Origin of the sequence: Solihabitans fulvus, assembly GCF_008386585.1 — a bacterium.
In the GTDB taxonomy this organism is placed as follows: Bacteria; Actinomycetota; Actinomycetes; order Mycobacteriales; family Pseudonocardiaceae; genus Solihabitans; species Solihabitans fulvus.
In genome coordinates, this window is the sequence record NZ_VUOB01000005.1 from 1 (window position 1) to 16,452 (window position 16,452).

At 72.9% G+C, this 16,452-nt stretch carries 15 protein-coding genes; 5 read left to right on the forward strand and 10 right to left on the reverse strand.

Annotation, left to right across the window (positions count from 1 at the left end; all coding sequences use genetic code 11):
* Nucleotides 1-45: 45 nt before the first annotated feature.
* The gene (locus F0L68_RS03515) at nt 46-633 is read left to right on the forward strand and encodes a tetratricopeptide repeat protein (protein WP_223198454.1); all 588 of its coding nucleotides are present in this window, start codon (nt 46-48) and stop codon (nt 631-633) included.
* Between the two features lie 141 nt (nt 634-774).
* Here the strand turns inward: F0L68_RS03515 and F0L68_RS03520 are convergent, their stop codons facing one another.
* Nucleotides 775-1,122, reverse strand: coding sequence for a winged helix-turn-helix transcriptional regulator (locus tag F0L68_RS03520; RefSeq protein ID WP_223198455.1), 348 nt, complete (start codon nt 1,120-1,122; stop codon nt 775-777).
* A 121-nt stretch (nt 1,123-1,243) separates the two neighbouring features.
* Here F0L68_RS03520 and F0L68_RS03525 point away from each other — a divergent pair, with 121 nt between their 5' ends.
* Together F0L68_RS03525 and F0L68_RS03530 are read left to right on the forward strand one after the other, a co-directional pair.
* Nucleotides 1,244-1,708: a luciferase domain-containing protein gene (locus F0L68_RS03525; protein WP_149847948.1), complete on the forward strand. Its 465-nt coding sequence runs from the start codon at nt 1,244-1,246 to the stop codon at nt 1,706-1,708.
* Between the two features lie 59 nt (nt 1,709-1,767).
* The gene (locus F0L68_RS03530; RefSeq protein WP_149847949.1) at nt 1,768-2,694 is read left to right on the forward strand and encodes an NADP-dependent oxidoreductase; all 927 of its coding nucleotides are present in this window, start codon (nt 1,768-1,770) and stop codon (nt 2,692-2,694) included.
* A 67-nt stretch (nt 2,695-2,761) separates the two neighbouring features.
* Here the strand turns inward: F0L68_RS03530 and F0L68_RS03535 are convergent, their stop codons facing one another.
* On the reverse strand, nt 2,762-4,084 hold the full coding sequence (locus F0L68_RS03535; RefSeq protein WP_149847950.1) for a M20/M25/M40 family metallo-hydrolase: 1,323 nt from the start codon (nt 4,082-4,084) through the stop codon (nt 2,762-2,764).
* Between the two features lie 31 nt (nt 4,085-4,115).
* Nucleotides 4,116-4,736: a TetR/AcrR family transcriptional regulator gene (locus F0L68_RS03540; RefSeq protein ID WP_223198456.1), complete on the reverse strand. Its 621-nt coding sequence runs from the start codon at nt 4,734-4,736 to the stop codon at nt 4,116-4,118.
* Between the two features lie 71 nt (nt 4,737-4,807).
* Here F0L68_RS03540 and F0L68_RS03545 point away from each other — a divergent pair, with 71 nt between their 5' ends.
* Nucleotides 4,808-5,389, forward strand: a complete 582-nt coding sequence (locus tag F0L68_RS03545) for an RBBP9/YdeN family alpha/beta hydrolase (protein WP_149847951.1) — start codon at nt 4,808-4,810, stop codon at nt 5,387-5,389.
* A 42-nt stretch (nt 5,390-5,431) separates the two neighbouring features.
* The gene (locus F0L68_RS03550; RefSeq protein ID WP_149847952.1) at nt 5,432-5,968 is read left to right on the forward strand and encodes an AAA family ATPase; all 537 of its coding nucleotides are present in this window, start codon (nt 5,432-5,434) and stop codon (nt 5,966-5,968) included.
* A gap of 105 nt (nt 5,969-6,073) precedes the next feature.
* Here the strand turns inward: F0L68_RS03550 and F0L68_RS03555 are convergent, their stop codons facing one another.
* From F0L68_RS03555 to F0L68_RS03585, 7 genes are all read right to left on the reverse strand, one after another.
* Entirely contained in the window at nt 6,074-8,845 is a 2,772-nt protein-coding gene (locus F0L68_RS03555; RefSeq protein WP_149847953.1) for an AfsR/SARP family transcriptional regulator, read from the reverse strand.
* Nucleotides 8,846-8,950: 105 nt separating this feature from the next.
* Nucleotides 8,951-9,709 (reverse strand): bestrophin-like domain, encoded by a 759-nt coding sequence (locus tag F0L68_RS03560; protein WP_149847954.1) that lies wholly within the window; start codon nt 9,707-9,709, stop codon nt 8,951-8,953.
* 21 nt (nt 9,710-9,730) lie between these two features.
* Nucleotides 9,731-10,831 (reverse strand): flavodoxin-dependent (E)-4-hydroxy-3-methylbut-2-enyl-diphosphate synthase, encoded by a 1,101-nt coding sequence (gene ispG / locus F0L68_RS03565; RefSeq protein WP_223198486.1) that lies wholly within the window; start codon nt 10,829-10,831, stop codon nt 9,731-9,733.
* A gap of 17 nt (nt 10,832-10,848) precedes the next feature.
* The gene (locus F0L68_RS03570; protein ID WP_149847956.1) at nt 10,849-12,627 is read right to left on the reverse strand and encodes a 1-deoxy-D-xylulose-5-phosphate synthase; all 1,779 of its coding nucleotides are present in this window, start codon (nt 12,625-12,627) and stop codon (nt 10,849-10,851) included.
* Nucleotides 12,624-13,880, reverse strand: a complete 1,257-nt coding sequence (locus F0L68_RS03575) for a 4-hydroxy-3-methylbut-2-enyl diphosphate reductase (protein WP_149847957.1) — start codon at nt 13,878-13,880, stop codon at nt 12,624-12,626. Before F0L68_RS03575 ends, F0L68_RS03570 begins: the two co-directional genes overlap by 4 nt.
* A 119-nt stretch (nt 13,881-13,999) precedes the next feature.
* Complete coding sequence (locus tag F0L68_RS03580) at nt 14,000-15,040, reverse strand: family 2 encapsulin nanocompartment cargo protein polyprenyl transferase (protein WP_149847958.1); 1,041 nt, start codon at nt 15,038-15,040, stop codon at nt 14,000-14,002.
* Between the two features lie 4 nt (nt 15,041-15,044).
* Nucleotides 15,045-16,451 carry a family 2B encapsulin nanocompartment shell protein gene (locus F0L68_RS03585; RefSeq protein WP_223198457.1) on the reverse strand — a complete coding sequence of 469 codons (1,407 nt, stop codon included), beginning with the start codon at nt 16,449-16,451 and terminating at the stop codon, nt 15,045-15,047.
* Nucleotide 16,452 lies beyond the last annotated feature (1 nt).

A 16,452-nucleotide genomic window follows, 5' to 3' on the forward strand; every position in this document is an offset into this window, starting at 1 on the left:
CTCACCCAAGACTGACAGAGAGAGGTGGGCCGGCACGATGAGGCAATGGGGCATCTGTTCGAGGCTCTCACATTGGCCGAGCATCACCACGACCACGCCAACCAGGCCCACACCCATCAGGCGCTCGTGTTGGCATGGACACAGCGGGGAGACGATCGGCAGGCACTGGAGCACGCCACTCAGGCCTTGCGCCTCTACCGGGCGCTTGACAATCCGGTGTGGGAAGCCCGCGCGCTGAACGCGGTGGGTTGGGCTTCCGCCCGAGTCGGCGAGTACGACCGGTCCCGCGATCACTGCCAGGCCGCGCTTACCCTACATCGCCGCAACCACAATCTCGACGGCGAGGCATACACCTTGGACAGCCTGGGCTACGTCGCCCACCACACCGGTCACCATCAGCAGGCAACCCATCATTACCGGCAGGCCGTGGCCCTGTTCCGCAGCCTCGGCAACGCCTCCGCCGCAGCCGACACACTGGACCGACTGGGCCATCCGCACACCGCCCTCGGCCAGCACCACCAGGCCCGCACTGTGTGGCTGGAGGCATTGGAGCTGTACCGAATGCAGCACCGCAGCACAGACGCCGACCGCGTCCAGCAGCAACTGAAGTCCCTCGATCAACACACTAGCTGAGGTCCTGAGTCACGCCGACTCCGAGAAATGATCACTCAGAACGTGGAAGGGCTCGTCCAGCCAAGCAAAGCCAGCCCTGGTCAGCGCCGCGATCGGGTCGCTGCTTCGGCGGCCACGCGCAGACGCACCCCATCACGCCGGCTACGCCTGGTCGTATCGGATCCGGGACGTGCCGACGTACTCGCGGTGCTGTTCGGCCCAGCGGATGAGCGAGCTGACCTCCACGGACAGCGTCTCGCCGACGGCGGTCAACCCGTAGTCGACGCGGGGCGGCGAGGACGGCGTCACGGTGCGCTCGACGAGCCCGTCGCGCTCCAGGCTCCGCAGCGTCAGCGTCAGCATCCGCTGGGAGATCCCGTCGATGCCCCTGCGCAGCTCCGAATAGCGCCGCGAGCCATCGCCGAGCAGCGCCATCACCAGCACGCTCCACTTGTCGCCGACCCGGTCCAGGACATCGCGCAGCAGGCAGGTGGCGTTGCTGGCGTCCACCGGTGAGGGCACATCAATGTGCGTTGCGCTGGTCAAAGTGCCGTCTTCCGCCATGTGGCCATTGTGGATCAGACTCTTGTTACGCACAAGAAGTAACCAGCACACAGAAAGTGTCACAGTCATGGACATCGATCTCGCTGCCCCACCACGCCGGACCGGCCCCAGGCCGACCACCTCGGGAGTGGAGATCCCGCACGACCAGCTCGACCAGTTCTCCCCCAAGGAGATCCGCGCCGCGCTCGTCGAGGCCGCCGAGGCACTGCCCGGCGTGTTCACCGGGCCGAGCCAGGTGTCCGAGCCCTCCTCGCTCGCGCTGCGGCTGCGCAGGCCCAGCGGCCCGTGGGAGGCGTTCCTGCACCCCAGCCGCGACGAGTTCGGCCACATCCACCGGGCCGGGTTCCTGCACCTCACGCTGCCCCGTGAGCTGCTCGCGCCGCTGACCGAGGCCGGCTGGGTGGAACCGCATCCGATCAGCCTGCGGCCCGAATGGCCCGACACGATCGTGATGCTCTACGCCCCGCGCGACGAGGCCGAACTGGCCGTCGTGGTCGCGGCGATGCGCGCCTCCTGGCTCCAGGCCGCCTGACCGCGCCACCCTCACAAACCTCCCCATTTCACAGAATTCCACAGAAGGACAAGATCATCATGCGTGCAGTGGCTTTCGACGACTTCGGCGCACCCCTCGCCCTCACCGACCTGCCGGCCCCCGTGCCGGGACCGGGCGAGGTGCGGGTCAGGGTGACGGCCTCTTCGGTCAACGGCTTCGACCTCGGCGTGCTCGGCGGCGGCTTCCAAGGCATGTTCGAGTACGAGTTCCCCGTGGTGGTCGGCAAGGACTTCGCCGGCGTCGTGGACAGCGTCGGCGACGGCGTGACCTCCGTGACCGTCGGGGACGAGGTGTTCGGCGTCGTGATGCGCCCGACGCTCGGCCAGGGCGGTTTCGCCGAGTACGTCGTGGTGAGCGAGGGATTCGGCCTCGCGCCGATGCCGGCCGGGCTCGACGTGACCAGCGCCGGCGCGCTCGGCCTCGCCGGCACGGCCTCGCTGAACGCCGTTGACGCCGTCGCCCCGGCAGCGGGGGAGACGGTGCTGGTGTCCGGCGCGACGGGGGGCGTCGGCGCGTACGCGGTCCAGTTCGCCGCCGCCAGGGGCGCCACCGTCATCGCCACCGCGAAGCCCGGCGCAGAGACGGACTTCGTCACCGGGCTCGGCGCGACGCACGTGGTCGACCACGCCGACCTGACGGCCGCGGTGCGCGCCATCGCCCCCGACGGCGTGCACGCGGCGCTGCACTTCGCCGGCGACGGCGCGACCGTGGCCGGACTGCTCGTGCGGGGCGGCCGGTTCGCCTCGACCGTGCACTTCACCCCGGCCGACGCCGAGGAGCGCGAGCTCAGCACGACCACCGTGATGGCCAACCCGGACCGGACCACGCTTGGCAGGCTCGCCGACGACGTGGTCGCCGGCCGGCTGCGAGTGCCCGTCGCGCGGGTCTACCCACTGGCGGAGGCTCACCAGGCCGTCGCCGACTTCACCGGTGGGACGCTCGGCAAGCTGGGCATCGCGGTCTGACCCGGTGGCTGGTCGGGACCTCGCGCGAGGTCCCGACCAGAGCCGGTGCTGGTCGGCGGGTGGCCTGTCAGCAGGTGGACAGGAACCGGTCCAGCACCCGCGCGCCGAATCCGAGCCCCTCCACCGGAACCCGCTCGTCGACGCCGTGCGCCATCGCCCGGTAGTTGAATCCCTCGGGCAGCGCCAGCGGCGCGAACCCGTAGCAGGCCATGCCCAACTGGGCGAACGCCTTCGCGTCGGTGCCGCCGCCGAGGCAGTAGGGCACGACGACCGCCTCGGGGTCCTCGGCGCGCAGCGCGTCGGCCATCGCCTCGAACCACGGCGAGTCCACCGGGGCCTGCACGGCGGGCTGCCTGGCCAGGAACTCGCGCTGGACGTCCGGGCCGAGTAGTTCGTCCACGGTGGCCAGCAGCTCCTCCTCGGTGCCGGGCAGCACCCTGGTGTCCACCTCGGCCTGCGCGAGGCCGGGGATGACGTTCACCTTGTAGCCGGCGGAAAGCACGGTCGTCGTGGTGCTGTTGCGCACGGTGGACTCCACCAGCGCGGCGGCCGGGCCGAGGCGCCGCAGCGTGCCGTCCACATCGGACAGATCGACCTCGACGCCGAGCGCGGATCCGGTGCGCTCCAGGAAGGCCCGCACGGCAGGCGTGAGCCGCACCGGCCACTCGTGCGCGGCGAGCCGGCCGAGCGCGGCGACGAGCTTGGTCACCGCGTTGTCGTCGTTGCGGCGCGACCCGTGCCCGGCGCGGCCGCGCGCGGTCAGCCGCAGGTGCGAGGTGCCGCGCTCGGCGGTGCCGACCGGATACAGCCGGGTGCCGTTCACGTGGTAGGAGTAGGCGCCCGACTCGCTGATCGCGGCCGTGCACCCCGCGAACAGGTCGGCGTGCTCGTCCACCAGCCAGTGCGCGCCCCAGTAGCCGAGGTCCTCCTCGTCGGCGACGAACGCGAACACGATGTCCCTGCGCGGGCGGCGGCCCTCCCGTGCCCAGCGGTGCAGCACCGACAGGACCATCGCGACCATGTCCTTCATGTCCACCGCGCCCCGGCCCCACACGTAGCCGTCGCGGACCTCGCCGGAGAACGGCGACACCGACCACTCGGTCGGGTCGGCCGGCACCACGTCCAGGTGTGCCTGCACGAGCAGGGCGTCGAGGCCCGGTTCGGAGCCGGTAAGCCGCGCGACCACGTTGGTACGGCCGGGTTCCCGCTCCAGCAGCACGGGTTCGAGGCCGGCATCGGCCAGGTGGCCCGCGACGAACTCGGCGGCCTGCCGCTCGCCCTCGGAGTCCCCGCCGCCCCGGTTGGTGGTGTCGAACCGGATGAGCCGGGAGCACAGGTCAACGACCTCCCGCGTGGCGAGGTCGGCGATGTCGATGTCGCTGGACGTCATCGGGGCACGGTAGCGCGCCGGCTGATCACCGCTAGAGGGTCGCGCCGCCGAGGCCGGCCAGCAGGCGCGTCGCGTGGGCCTCGGCCTCCGCGGGTGCCAGCGGGGCGTGCCGCACGAGCAGGCGGTACCAGAAGGGTCCGAAGACCAGGTCGGTCGCGTACTCGACGTCCAGGCCGGGGGCGAGTTCGCCCCGGTCAGCAGCGCGGCCGAACAGCTTGGCCAGCACGGCTCTCCTGCCCTGCGCCCAGTCCCGGAAGGCGCCCTCGAAGCCGGGGTCGAGCTGTGCCTCGGCCATCAGCCCGCGCAACGCCTTGGCGCGCGTCGGGTAGTCGGCGACCCGGTACAGCTCGGTCAGGAACGCGGCGAGGTCGCCGGCCAGGGAGCCGGTGTCCGGTTCCGGCACCCGCTTGGCCACGGTGTGCCCGTACGCCTCCATCACGAGGGTGGCCTTGGACTTCCACCACCGGTAGATCGTGCTCTTGGCGACGCCGGACCTGGCGGCCACGCCCTCGATCGTCACCCGGCCGTAGCCGACCTCCTCCAGCAGCTCGACCGCGGCGCGCAGCACGGCGTCGCGCGCGTCCTGGCTGCGGACCCGTCCTCCGGTGCGCGGCGCGGGACCGGTGTTGTCCAGATCACCGTCGAGTGGCATGTCGGACACGGTACCGAGCTGTTAGTTTCTTTTCAAACGCGACGTAGCGTTTCGATTTCGGAGGAGAGTTCATGAGCACGATCGTGGTGTCGCACGGCCTCGAGGCGAACGGCGACAGCGTCTGGTTCCCCTACCTCCGCGCCGAGCTGGAAGCCAAGGGGCACAAGGTGATCGTCCCCAACCTGCCCGAGCCCGGCGCGCCGAAGCCGGCGGCCTGGCTGGACACGTTCGATCAGGCCGTCGCCAAGGCGGGCCCGGCCGAGGACATCGTGCTGGTCGGGCACAGCATCGGCGGCGTCAACGTGCTGCGGATGCTGGAACAGCACGACACCGCCGAGCGCGGGCGGTTCGCCGGCGCCGTGCTGGTCTCCACCGCGTCGCACGAGGTCGGCTACGAGGCGCTCGCGGGCTTCTTCGCCACCCCGTTTGACTGGGACCGGATTCGGGCCGCCGCAACGGAGTTCCGCGTGCTGGCCGCCGCCGACGACCCCGTCAACGTGCCCGACCCTGTCGAGCACGTCGGCGAACTGGTCCGCGGCCTCGGCGCGACCGCCGTGCTGACGGCGACCGGCGGCCACCTGGGGGCCTTCGCCGACGATCACATCGACCTGCCCGAGGCGGTGCGGCTGGTCCTGGACTGCCTCTCCCGCTGACCGTCGACCCGTTCCGGCCGGGCGCGCGCCTACGCTGAGTTGATGTTCGCCGTCATCGTGACCGGCCCACCGGGAGCCGGCAAGAGCACCGTCGCCACCGCCGTGCACGACCGTCTTGGGGACGCGGGTGTCGCCAACGCCCTCATGGAGGTCGACGAGCTCGAGCGCTGCTACCCGCCGCTCGACGAACAACACCTGTTCGCGAACCTCGCGACGATCTGCGCTGCCTACCGCGAGGTCGGCCACGACCTGATGTTCGTCACCGCCACCGTCGAACACGACGCATACGGCGAGCGGCTGCTTGCGGCGGTCGGGGCCGATGCGCACCTGCTGGTCCGGCTCGACGCGGAGCCGGCGACCCTGGAGAGCCGGATCCGCGCCAGGGAGCCGGCCGGCTGGTCCGGCCTCGAGGAACTGGTGGAGAGTTCCGCGCGGTTGGCGACCGAGCTGCGCGGGCTCGGGGGCGTCGGCCTGGTGCTCAGCACCGAAAGGGCCACGCCGGACGAGGTGGCGGCGCGGATCGAGGCCGCGATCGGAGCGGCTCGCACGGGTGGTGTGCCGCCGACGCCCGGCCGCTGACAGCCGGCCGGCGGCTCACCCGCAGACCGCCCGGCCGGTGGTGCCCCACGCCTCCGTCCGGGCGTCGAGCCGATCCCCGGGCAGTGGGGAGACCTGCGCAGTTGATCAGTGTTCGTCCAGCTCCCGCAGTCGCTGCCGCACCCGGTCGGCGTCGGCCCTTCGGTCCTGCGACTCGTACAACCCGATCGCCCGCAGCCACGCGTCGCGCGCGCCCTCGGTGTCGCCGGACGCGAGGTGCGACTCGGCGAGGCCGTCCAGCGCGTTGGCCTCGTAGTGCGCGTTGCCCAGCTCGTGGAACAGCGCGATCGCCGCGTCGTAGTGGCCGATCGCCGCCGCGTGCCGGCCAGCGGCGTGTTCGATGTAGCCGAGGCTGTCCAGCGTTGCGGCCTCGCCCTCGCGGTGCCGGTGCTGGCGGTGCAGCGCGAGCGCCTGCTCGCAGCAGTCCCGCGCCCGCGCGTGGTCGCCGAGCCTGCCGGCGTACCAGCCGACGGAGTTGAGGCCGTCGGCCGTCCACATCGGATTGTCCAGCTCCTGGAACAACCGCAGCGCGTTCGTGGCGTGCGCCAGCGCCACCGTGCCGTCGCCGAGGCGCTCCCACACGACGGCGAGGGCGTTGTGCACGTGCGCCTGCTGGGCCAGATCGCCGTCCGCCTCGGCCAGCGCCAGCGCCCGCTCCAGGTGGCCTCGCGCCTCCTCCAGCAGGCCCAACTGCGCGCGGGCCCGGCCGAGGGACCGGTGCGCCAGCGTCTGGCCGGCCCGGTCGCCGAGCCGCTGGGCGGCGGCCAGCCCGGCATCCCAGGCCACGACGTGGTCGTGGATCCGCCCGCGCCGCACCTGGAAACCGGTCAACGTCCACGCCAGCTGCCACACCAGCTCGTGCCGGCCGACTGCGACGGCCAGCCGCTGCGTCGCCAGCAGGCACTGGTACTCCGCGTCGAACCAGCGCACGGCGGCGTCCTCGTCGGCCAAAAACCGCCTCGGGCCGACGACGCCGGCCAGCTCGATCGGCGGGCGGTGCGGCGCGAGCAGCCGGTCGCCGTCGAACGCCGTGCCGAGGTAGTGGCCGAACAACGCCTCGACGGCCCGCGCCCTGTCCTCCTCGGGCTCGTCCTGGGCCAGGACCTTCGCGGCGTGCTGGCCCAGCAGGTCGTGGAACCGGTACCGGCCGGGCGTCCGCTGTTGGAGCAGGTGCACGTCGACCAGCTCCTCCAACAGCCGGTCCGCCTCGCCGACACCGACGTCCGCGACGGCCGCCGCCGCGTGCGCGTCGAAGTCCGGGCCGGGATGCAGCGCCAGCAGCCGGAACAGCCGCCGCTCGTCGTCGGCGAGGTGGCCGTAGGACAGCGCGAACGCGGCCGTGACGCTGCGGTCGCCGGTGGCCAGCTCGGCCAGCCCGCGGTGGCCCCTGGTCAGCCGGTCGGCCAGGTCGCGCACCGTCCAGGTTGGGCGGGTGCGCAGCCGGGCCGCGGCGATGCGGATCGCCAGCGGCAGGCAGCCGCACACCGTCACCACCTCGTCCACGGCGGCGGGCTCGGCGGCGGCCCTGCTGTCCTCGTCGCCGAGGATGCCGGCGAACAGCGCCACCGCGTGCTCGTGCGGCAGCACGTCCAGTGACAGCGTCGCGGCCGACTCCAGGTCGGCCAGCCGCCGCCGGCTGGTCACCAGCGCGAGGCAGCCCGACGCGCCGGGCAGCAGCGGTCGGACCTGCGCGGCGCTCGCCGCGTTGTCCAGCACCACCAACACCTTTCGGCCGGCCAGCTCGGCCCGCCACAGCGCCGACCGCGCGTCCAGCTCCTGCGGGATGCGTTGCTCCGGCACGCCCAGCGCGCGCAGCAACAGGTCAAGGGCCGCCATCGGGTCGGTCGCGGCACGCTCGGCGCTGTGCCCGTGCAGGTCGACGAACAGCCGCGCATCGGGAAAGCGGTCGGCCAGCAGGTGCGCCGCGTGCACGGCCAACGCGGTCTTGCCGACCCCGGCCATGCCGTCGATGGCCTCGATGACCACCGCGGCGCGGTCCGGGTCGACGCCGAGCAGCCTGCGCAGCTCGGCGTCCCGGCCGGCGAAGTCGGGCAGGTCGCGCGGCAGGTCGTCGCGGCGGGTCGGCGACTCCGGCCGCGCGGGTGCGCCCGTCAGGACCGGGTCGCCGCGCAGGATCGCCTGGTGCAGCTCGATCAGCTCCGGTCCCGGCCCGACGCCGACCTCGGCGAGCAGCGCGGCCCGCGCGTCCTGGAACGCCCGCAACGCCTCGGCCTGGCGGCCCGACCGGTACAACGCCAGCATCAGCTGCACGCGCAGGCGTTCCCGAATCGGGTGCGCTGAAGTGAGGCCGCGCAGGTCGGCGACGACCCGCGCGTGCCCGCCGGTGTTGAGCTCCAGGTCCATCCGGTCCTCGACGGCGGCGAGGTGGTCCTCGGTCAGCCCGGCGACGCGCGGCTCGAAGTAGCCGCCGGACAGGCCGGTCAGCGGCGTGCCCCGCCACAGCTCGGCGGCGGCCAGGAAGTCGGCGGCGGCCTCGGCCAACCGACCGGCCGCGACCGAGGCGCGGGCGTCCCGCAGCCGGTCGCGGAAGACGTCGAGGTCCAGTTCGCCCGGCTCGACCCGCAGCCGGTACCCGGAGGTGAAGGACAGCCGGCCGTCGGCGTCGGCCTGCACGCCGGCCAGGGTGCCGCGCAGCCGGAACACCGCGGTCTGGAGCGCCGCCGCGCCGGCCGAGGGCGGCCGGTCACCCCAGGCCGCCTCGATCAGCTCGTCGACCGAGACGACCCGGTTGGCCTGCAACAACAACGCCGCCAACAACGCGGCCTGTCGCGCGCCGGGCAGGCGCGCCTGCCCGGCGGGGCCCCACACCTCGATGGGTCCCAGGATCCGAAACTCCATGGCTGCTCCCGGCGGTGCCCGCCGGCCGCGTTCGCCTGCCCAACCCCCGAACGGCCCGGCCGACGGAGGCACCCTAGCGCGGCGTCCTGGCCGCCGCGCCGGCGGTTATCGCTGTGGTGGCAGGCGGTTCAGGAAGACGTGGAACGCGTCGGGGCTGACCGGGGCGACCCCGGCGAAGGGATGGTCCATCTCGTTGACCAGCACCAACGCCGTCGCGACCAGCACCCCGAGCGGCGCCGCGATCAGCAGGTGCGCCCACGTGCTGGACAGGCCGAACAGCAGCGTGTAGCCGACCGTCAGAACCGCGCCGACGACCAGGGCCACCCACAGGATGGTCGGCACGCCGTCGGCGCTCTGGCTCAGCCGTTGGCGGCGCGCGGAGGCCAGCTTGTTGACGTGGTCGAGCGACTGGGCGTACAGCGTCTGCTCTCGCGCCGTGGCGTTGGGCAGCGAGTTGACCTCGTCGCGCATCGTGTAGACCAGCGCGGTCGCCTTGGGGCTGGTGTTGCCGTGCGCCATCAGCGGCCACTCCTCCTCGATGACGACCGTCGCGTACTCCTTGGCGGTCGCCTCCAGCGGGTTGCCCTGGTCCGGCGGCAGCGCGCGGGCGTTCCAGTACAGCGAGCCGAGCTCGTTGGCCTCGGTGAAGGAGTTGCTGCGGGCGCTCTCCATCGCCCCCCACTCGTTGACCACGACGAAGCCCAGCATCACCGCGTACAGCACCCCCATCACGGCGTAGACGAACCCGGCGACGTCGTTGTGTTTCTGTCGCACCCGGTGCGGCACGAACCGCTGTACCAGGTACAGCAACACGCTCACGCCCGCGCACACCCCGGCCACGATGACCAGCGTCAGTACCACCATCACTGCTCCTTCACCGATCGGTCACTGCTCGGTCGCGGTCGTCCAGTCACGGTTCATGGCCTCCTCGATCAGCGCCTCCACGATCTGGTGCTCGGGCACGGTGCGCACCACCTTGCCGCGCACGAAGATCTGTCCCTTGCCGTTGCCGGAGGAGACGCCGAGGTCGGCCTCCCTTGCCTCGCCGGGCCCGTTGACGACGCAGCCCATCACCGCAACCCGCAGCGGCACGGGGAAGTCCTCGAACGCGGCGGTGACCTGCTCGGCGAGCTTGTAGACGTCGACCTGGGCGCGCCCGCACGACGGGCAGGACACGATCTCCAGGCGGCGCGGTCGCAACCCGAGGGACTCCAGGATCTGGTGCCCCACCTTGACTTCCTCCACCGGCGGCGCGGACAGCGACACGCGGATGGTGTCGCCGATGCCCTCGGCGAGCAGCACCCCGAACGCCACGGCGGACTTGATGGTGCCCTGGAACCTGGGGCCCGCCTCGGTGACGCCGAGGTGCAGCGGGTAGTCGCAGCTCGCCGCGAGCAGCCGGTAGGCGGCGATCATCACCAGCGGGTCGTGGTGCTTGACGGAGATCTTGATGTCGCGGAAGCCGTGCTCCTCGAACAGCGAGCACTCCCACAGCGCCGACTCGACCAACGCCTCCGGCGTCACCTTCCCGTGCTTGGCCAGCAGCCGCTGGTCGAGCGAACCGGCGTTGACGCCGATGCGGATCGGCACGCCCGCCGCGCTCGCCGCGCGCGCGATCTGCTTGACCTGGTCGTCGAACTTCTTGATATTGCCCGGATTCACCCGCACCGCGGCGCAGCCCGCGTCGATCGCCGCGAACACGTAGCGGGGTTGGAAGTGGATGTCGGCGATCACCGGGATCTGGGACTTCGCCGCGATCGCCGGCAACGCGTCCGCGTCGTCCTGGGACGGCACCGCGACCCGCACGATCTGGCAGCCCGCCGCGGTCAGCTCCGCGATCTGTTGCAGGGTGCGGTCCACGTCGGCGGTCGGCGTGGTGGTCATGGACTGCACGGTGACGGGCGCGCCGCCGCCGACCGGCACACCGCCGACGACGACCTGACGAGTCGGGCGGCGGAACGCCTGCTGGCGCACTGGGGCGGGCATGCCCAGGTCGATGCTGGTCACGCTGAGGCCTCCTCGGGGCGGGTCAGGCGTTTGAGGACGGTGGTGGCGATGCCGGCCGCGTCGAGGCCGTGCGCGCGCAGGATCTGCTCGCGCGAGGCGTGCGGCAGGAACTGGGGCGGCAGCGCGAAGGTCACCGCGCAGGTGTCGCTGCCGGCCGAGGACAGCGCCTGCGCGAGCCGGCCGCCGAGCGCTCCGGTGGCCGCGGTGTCCTCCACAGCCACCACCAGCGTGTGCGCGCAGGCCAGCTTCACCAGCGCCGGGTCCAGCGGGGCGATCCAGCGCGGGTCGACCACGGTGACGGGGACGCCGTGGGCGGCCAGCTCGGCCGCGGCGGCCAGGCACGGCCCGGCCAGCGGCCCTACCGCCACCAGCAGCACCCGCGCTGCGGGGTCCTCGCGCAGCACGTCGCAGCAGCCGATCCGGCGCACGGCCGGGATGTCCGGCCCGACGGCGGCCTTGGGGTAGCGGACGGCGGTGGGGCCGTCGGCGACGTCGACGGCCTCGCGCAGCTGCTCGCGCAGTTGGCCGCAGTCGCGCGGGGCGGCCAGCCGCAGGCCCGGCACGACGGGCAGGATCGACGCGTCCCACATGCCGTGGTGGCTCGGGCCGTCCGGGCCGGTGACGCCGGCCCGGTCCAGCACGAACGTCACCGGCAACCGGTGCAGCGCCACGTCCATCAGCACCTGGTCCATGGCCCGGTTCAGGAACGTCGCGTAGATCGCGACCACCGGGTGCAGGCCGCCGACGGCCAGCCCGGCCGCGCTGGTCACCGCGTGTTGCTCGGCGATGCCGACGTCGAACAGGCGGTGCGGGAACCGCGCCGCGAACTCGCCCAACCCGGTGGGGTGGGTCATCGCGGCGGTCAGACACACCACGTCGGGGCGGTCGGCGCCGATGGCGGCGATCTCGTCGGCGAACACCGAGGTCCACGTCGGCGCGCCGGCCGAGCGCGGCCGCCCGGTGGCGGGGTCGACGACGCCGACGGTGTGCAGGCAGTCGTCCTCGTCCTGTTCGGCGGGCGGGTAGCCCTTGCCCTTGCGGGTGAGGCAGTGCACCACCACGGGCCTGCGCAGCGCGGCGGCCTGCCGCAACGCGTCGTCCAGCTGGGCGAGGTCGTGCCCGTCGACCGGCCCGAGGTAGGCGAAACCGAGGTCGGCGAACAGGTTTCCCGCGTGCGCGCCGTCGCCGAGCCCGCGCAGGTGCGCGGCGAGGCCGCCGACGGTGGGGGAGTAGGAGCGGCCGTTGTCGTTGAGGATCACGATCACCGGCCGGTGTTGCGCGGCGCCGAGGTTGTTCAGCGCCTCGTAGGCCACGCCGCCGGTCAGCGCGCCGTCGCCGACCAGGGCGACGACCCGCCTGTGGTGTTCGCCGCGCAGCGCGAACGCCTTGGCCAGGCCGTCGGCGTAGGACAGCGCGGCCGAGGCGTGCGAGTTCTCGATGACGTCGTGCACGGACTCCGCCCTGGACGGGTAGCCGGACAGGCCGCCGGCCTGGCGCAGGCCGGCGAACTCCCGCTGCCGCCCGGTGAGGATCTTGTGCACGTACGCCTGGTGGCCGGTGTCGAACAGCAGCACGTCGCGGGGCGAGTCGAACACGCGGTGCGCGGCGATGGTCAGCTCGACCGCGCCGAGGTTCGGCCCGAGGTGCCCGCCGACGCTGGACACCTTGTCCACCAGGAAACCGCGGATCTCCCGCGCCAGGCCGACCAGGTCCGAAGTGGACAGTCCCCGCACGTCGGCCGGGCCGGTGATGCCGGGGAGCAGCGGGGCCCTCACGGTGTGCCCGCGTCCGAGGTCTGCGCCTCCGGTGTTCTCGCGCCGGGGGGTCGCACGGCGGAGGGCAGGGAGAAGCGGATGGTCTCCCTGGTGGTCTCGCGCTCGGTGACGGTGACCGAGCCGAGGCCGCCGAGCGCGGCGACGACCTCGTCCACCAGCCCGGGAGGGGCCGACGCGCCCGCGGTCAACCCGACGACGCTGACGCCGGCCAGCCACTCCGGCCGGATGTCGGCGACGTCGTCGATCAGGTAGGCACTGGTGTCGCGGCGGTGTGCCAGCTCGACCAGCCTGCGCGAGTTGGAGGAGTTCGTCGAGCCGACCACCAGCACCAGGTCGGACTCCGCCGCGATCGCGTCGAGCGCGTCCTGGCGGTTGGTGGTGGCGTAGCAGATGTCCTCCGACGCGGGCCCGCGCAGCTTCGGGAACCGCGCCCGCAGCGCGGCCACCACCTCGGCGGTCTCGTCGACCGCGAGGGTCGTCTGCGTCAGGTAGGACACCCTGGCCGGGTCATCAACGCGCAGGTCGGCGACCTCGGCGGCGGACTGCACCAGCACCGTGTGCTCGGGGGCCTCGCCGAGCGTGCCGTCGACCTCCTCGTGGCCGGCGTGCCCGATCAGCACCACGGTGTCGCCGCGCGCCGCGTACCGGCGGGCCTCGACGTGCACCTTGGTGACCAGGGGACAGGTCGCGTCGATCACGGCGAGCCCCCGACGCGCCGCATCAGCGCGGACGGCCGGGGACACACCGTGGGCCGAGAACACCACGCACGCCCCGTCTGGCACCTCGGCCAACTCCTCGACGAACACCGCGCCGCGCGCCCGCAGATCGTTGACGACGTGGGTGTTGTGCACGATCTGCTTGCGCACGTACACCGGCGATCCCCGCTGCGCCAAGGCCTGCTCGACGACCTCGATGGCCCGGTCCACCCCCGCGCAGAACGAGCGCGGCGCGGCGAGCAGCACGCTGCGGGGCCGGTCGGCCACAGCCAGCCAGCCAAGCAGCACGGCTCTGGCCTTGCCGAGCGCGGGCGCCACGCCGAGGCCGATCGGCCCGTCGGCGCCGGACAGCACGCTGGCCAACGCGTCGGGGTGGCTGCCTGGCCCGGTCAGGCGCAGCGGGCCGAGCTGGGTCGGCACGCCCCTGCGGCGTAGTTCCCCGGCAACCAACGCTCCCGCCGGACAGTCGATCGGTGGTCGATCGGGACAGAACAACTGGTCGGCCACGGTCACGATGTGGGCAGCGGGAACGGTCATGCGGATCCTCCGGGATGTGCCGGGATGTGGAGGGTTGTGCGCGAAGGCGCGGGAACGCGCGTCGGCCAACGGAATCAGCGCGCGGAGTCCGACCGCGGGTCGGCGAGCGGTGCCCTCGGTCAGTGGTCGCGGCGGACGACCAGCGCGGTCAGCTCGCCGAGTTCGGCCGCGGCCCTCGGGGTCGGGGACGCCGACCGCAGGTGGCCGAGGGCCTCCCCGGCGAGGTCGTCGGCCTGCGCGCGGCTCCACGCCCGGCCTCCGGCGAGGTCGATCAGCTCCGCGGCGCGGTCCAGGTCGGTGCCCGACAGCGGCTGCTCGCGCCGGTAGAGCGCGCCGAGTTCCCTGGCTGCGGGGGAGTCCGAGGCCAGCGCCGCCACCGCCGGCAGGGACTTCTTCCTGCTCTGGAGGTCGGAGAAGACGGGCTTGCCGGTCTGCACCGGGTCGCCCCAGATGCCCAGCAGGTCGTCGACGAACTGGAACGCCAGGCCGAGCCGCTCGCCGAAGTCACCCAACCGGCCGACCTGGCCGGGGGTGCCGCCGCCGAACAGCGCGCCGAGCGCGCACGCGCAGCCCAGCAGCGCCCCGGTCTTGCCCTCGGCCATCCGCAGACACTCCGCGACCGCGACGTGCGGGCGTTTCTCGAAGGCCAGGTCGGCGGCCTGGCCCTCGACCAGCGCTATCACGGCCGCGCTGAGCCGTCGGATGGCCTCGGTGCTCGCGGGGTGCCCGCTGGCGGCGAGCACGTCCACGGCCAGGCTCGCCAGCGCGTCGCCGACCAGGATCGCCTGGCCGACGCCGAACACGCTCCACACCGTGCGGCGGTGCCGGCGGGTCAGGTCGCCGTCCATGACGTCGTCGTGCAGCAGCGAGAAGTTGTGCACCAGCTCCACGGCCACCGCCGCCGGCACGGCGTCGACCGGGTCGCCGCCGACGGCGTCCGCGGCGAGCAGCGCCAGCGTCGGGCGGATGGCTTTGCCGCCCGACGCTCCCGCCGGGCGGCCCTCCTCGTCGGTCCAGCCGAAGTGGTAGCCCGCGACGTGGCGCATCGACTCGGGCAGGCTGTCCACGGCGGCCCGCAGGGCGGGAGCCACCAGGGCCCGGCTCCACGCCACCACCTCCCGCGCCGGCCTGCCCTCGGCGCTCACCTCGGTGCTCGCCATGCCCTCAACGTCCGATTTCCACGTTGTCCAGCACGCCGAGCGCGTCGGGCACCAGGATCGCCGCCGAGAAGTAGGCGCTGACCAGGTAGGAGATCACGGCCCGCTCGTTGATGCCCATGAACCGCACCGACAGGCCCGGCTGGTACTCGTCAGGAATGCCGGTCTGGTTCAGGCCGACCACGCCCTGGTTCTCCTCGCCGATGCGCATCGCCAGGATCGAGGTGGTGCCCTGCGCGCTGATCGGGATCTTGTCGCTGGGCAGCATTGGCACACCACGCCAGGACTGCACGGTGTGTCCCTGCACGTCGACGGTCTGCGGGTAGATGCCCCGCGCGGTGCACTCCCGGCCGAACGCCGCGATGGTGCGCGGGTGGGCCAGGTAGAACGCCGTCTTGCGCCGGCGGGCCAGCAGCTCGTCGAGGTCGTCGGGGGTGGGCGGCCCGCCACGGGTGTGGATGCGTTGCCGAAGGTCGGCGTTGTGCAGGAACCCGAAGTCCCGGTTGTTGATCAGCTCGTGTTCCTGGCGCTCGCGCAGCGCCTCGATGGTCAGCCGCAACTGCTGCTCGGTCTGGTTCATCGGGTAGTTGTAGAGATCGGCGACGCGGCTGTGCACGCGCAGCACGGTCTGCGCGACGCTGAGCTCGTACTCGCGCGGCGAGAGCTCGTAGTCCACGTAGGTGCCGGGCAGCTCCGGCTCGCCCTCGTGGCCCGCGGCGAGGTCGATGGCGGCCTCGCCGTGCTTGTTGCGGGCCAGGTCCGCCGCCGCCACGACCTGGTCGATCTGGGTCCGCAGCGCCTCGGACGTCGCGACCAGGTCCGCGAAGGACTGGCGGGGCAGCACCAGCGCGGTCACGGGGGTGACGGCCGTGACCGCGTACGCCCAGGTGTCCTCCTGTCCGCCGGTCAGGGCCTCGTCGCCGAGGTAGTGCCCGTCGGCGACGGTGCCGAGCGTGAGCTGGTCGCCGTACTTGCCGGTGCCGGTCCTGCGGACCTTGCCGTGCGCGATCAGCAACACCTGGTCCAGGGGCTGCCCCGAGGCGACGAGCACGTCGCCCGGGGCGAACTCCTGCTGCTGGAACCGGCTCGCCACCGCCGCCAGCAGGTCCTGGTCGGCCAGCCCCTTCAACGCCGGCAGCTCCGCGAGCGTCGGGGGCACGACGCGCACCTCGTCACCGATGTTGGAGAAGCTCACCCTGCCGGTGCCCACCGCGTAGGTCAGCCGCCGGTTGAGCCGGTAGGTGCCGCCGGGGACCTGCACCCACGGCAGCATGCGCAACAACCACCGCGAGGAGATTTCCTGCATCTGCGGCACGGACTTGGTCGTGGTGGCCAAGTTGCGCGCCGCCGCCGTGCTCAGGCTCAGCCGTGCGGATCCACCGTCGACACCAGGGCCCGACTCCGTCACAGTCACC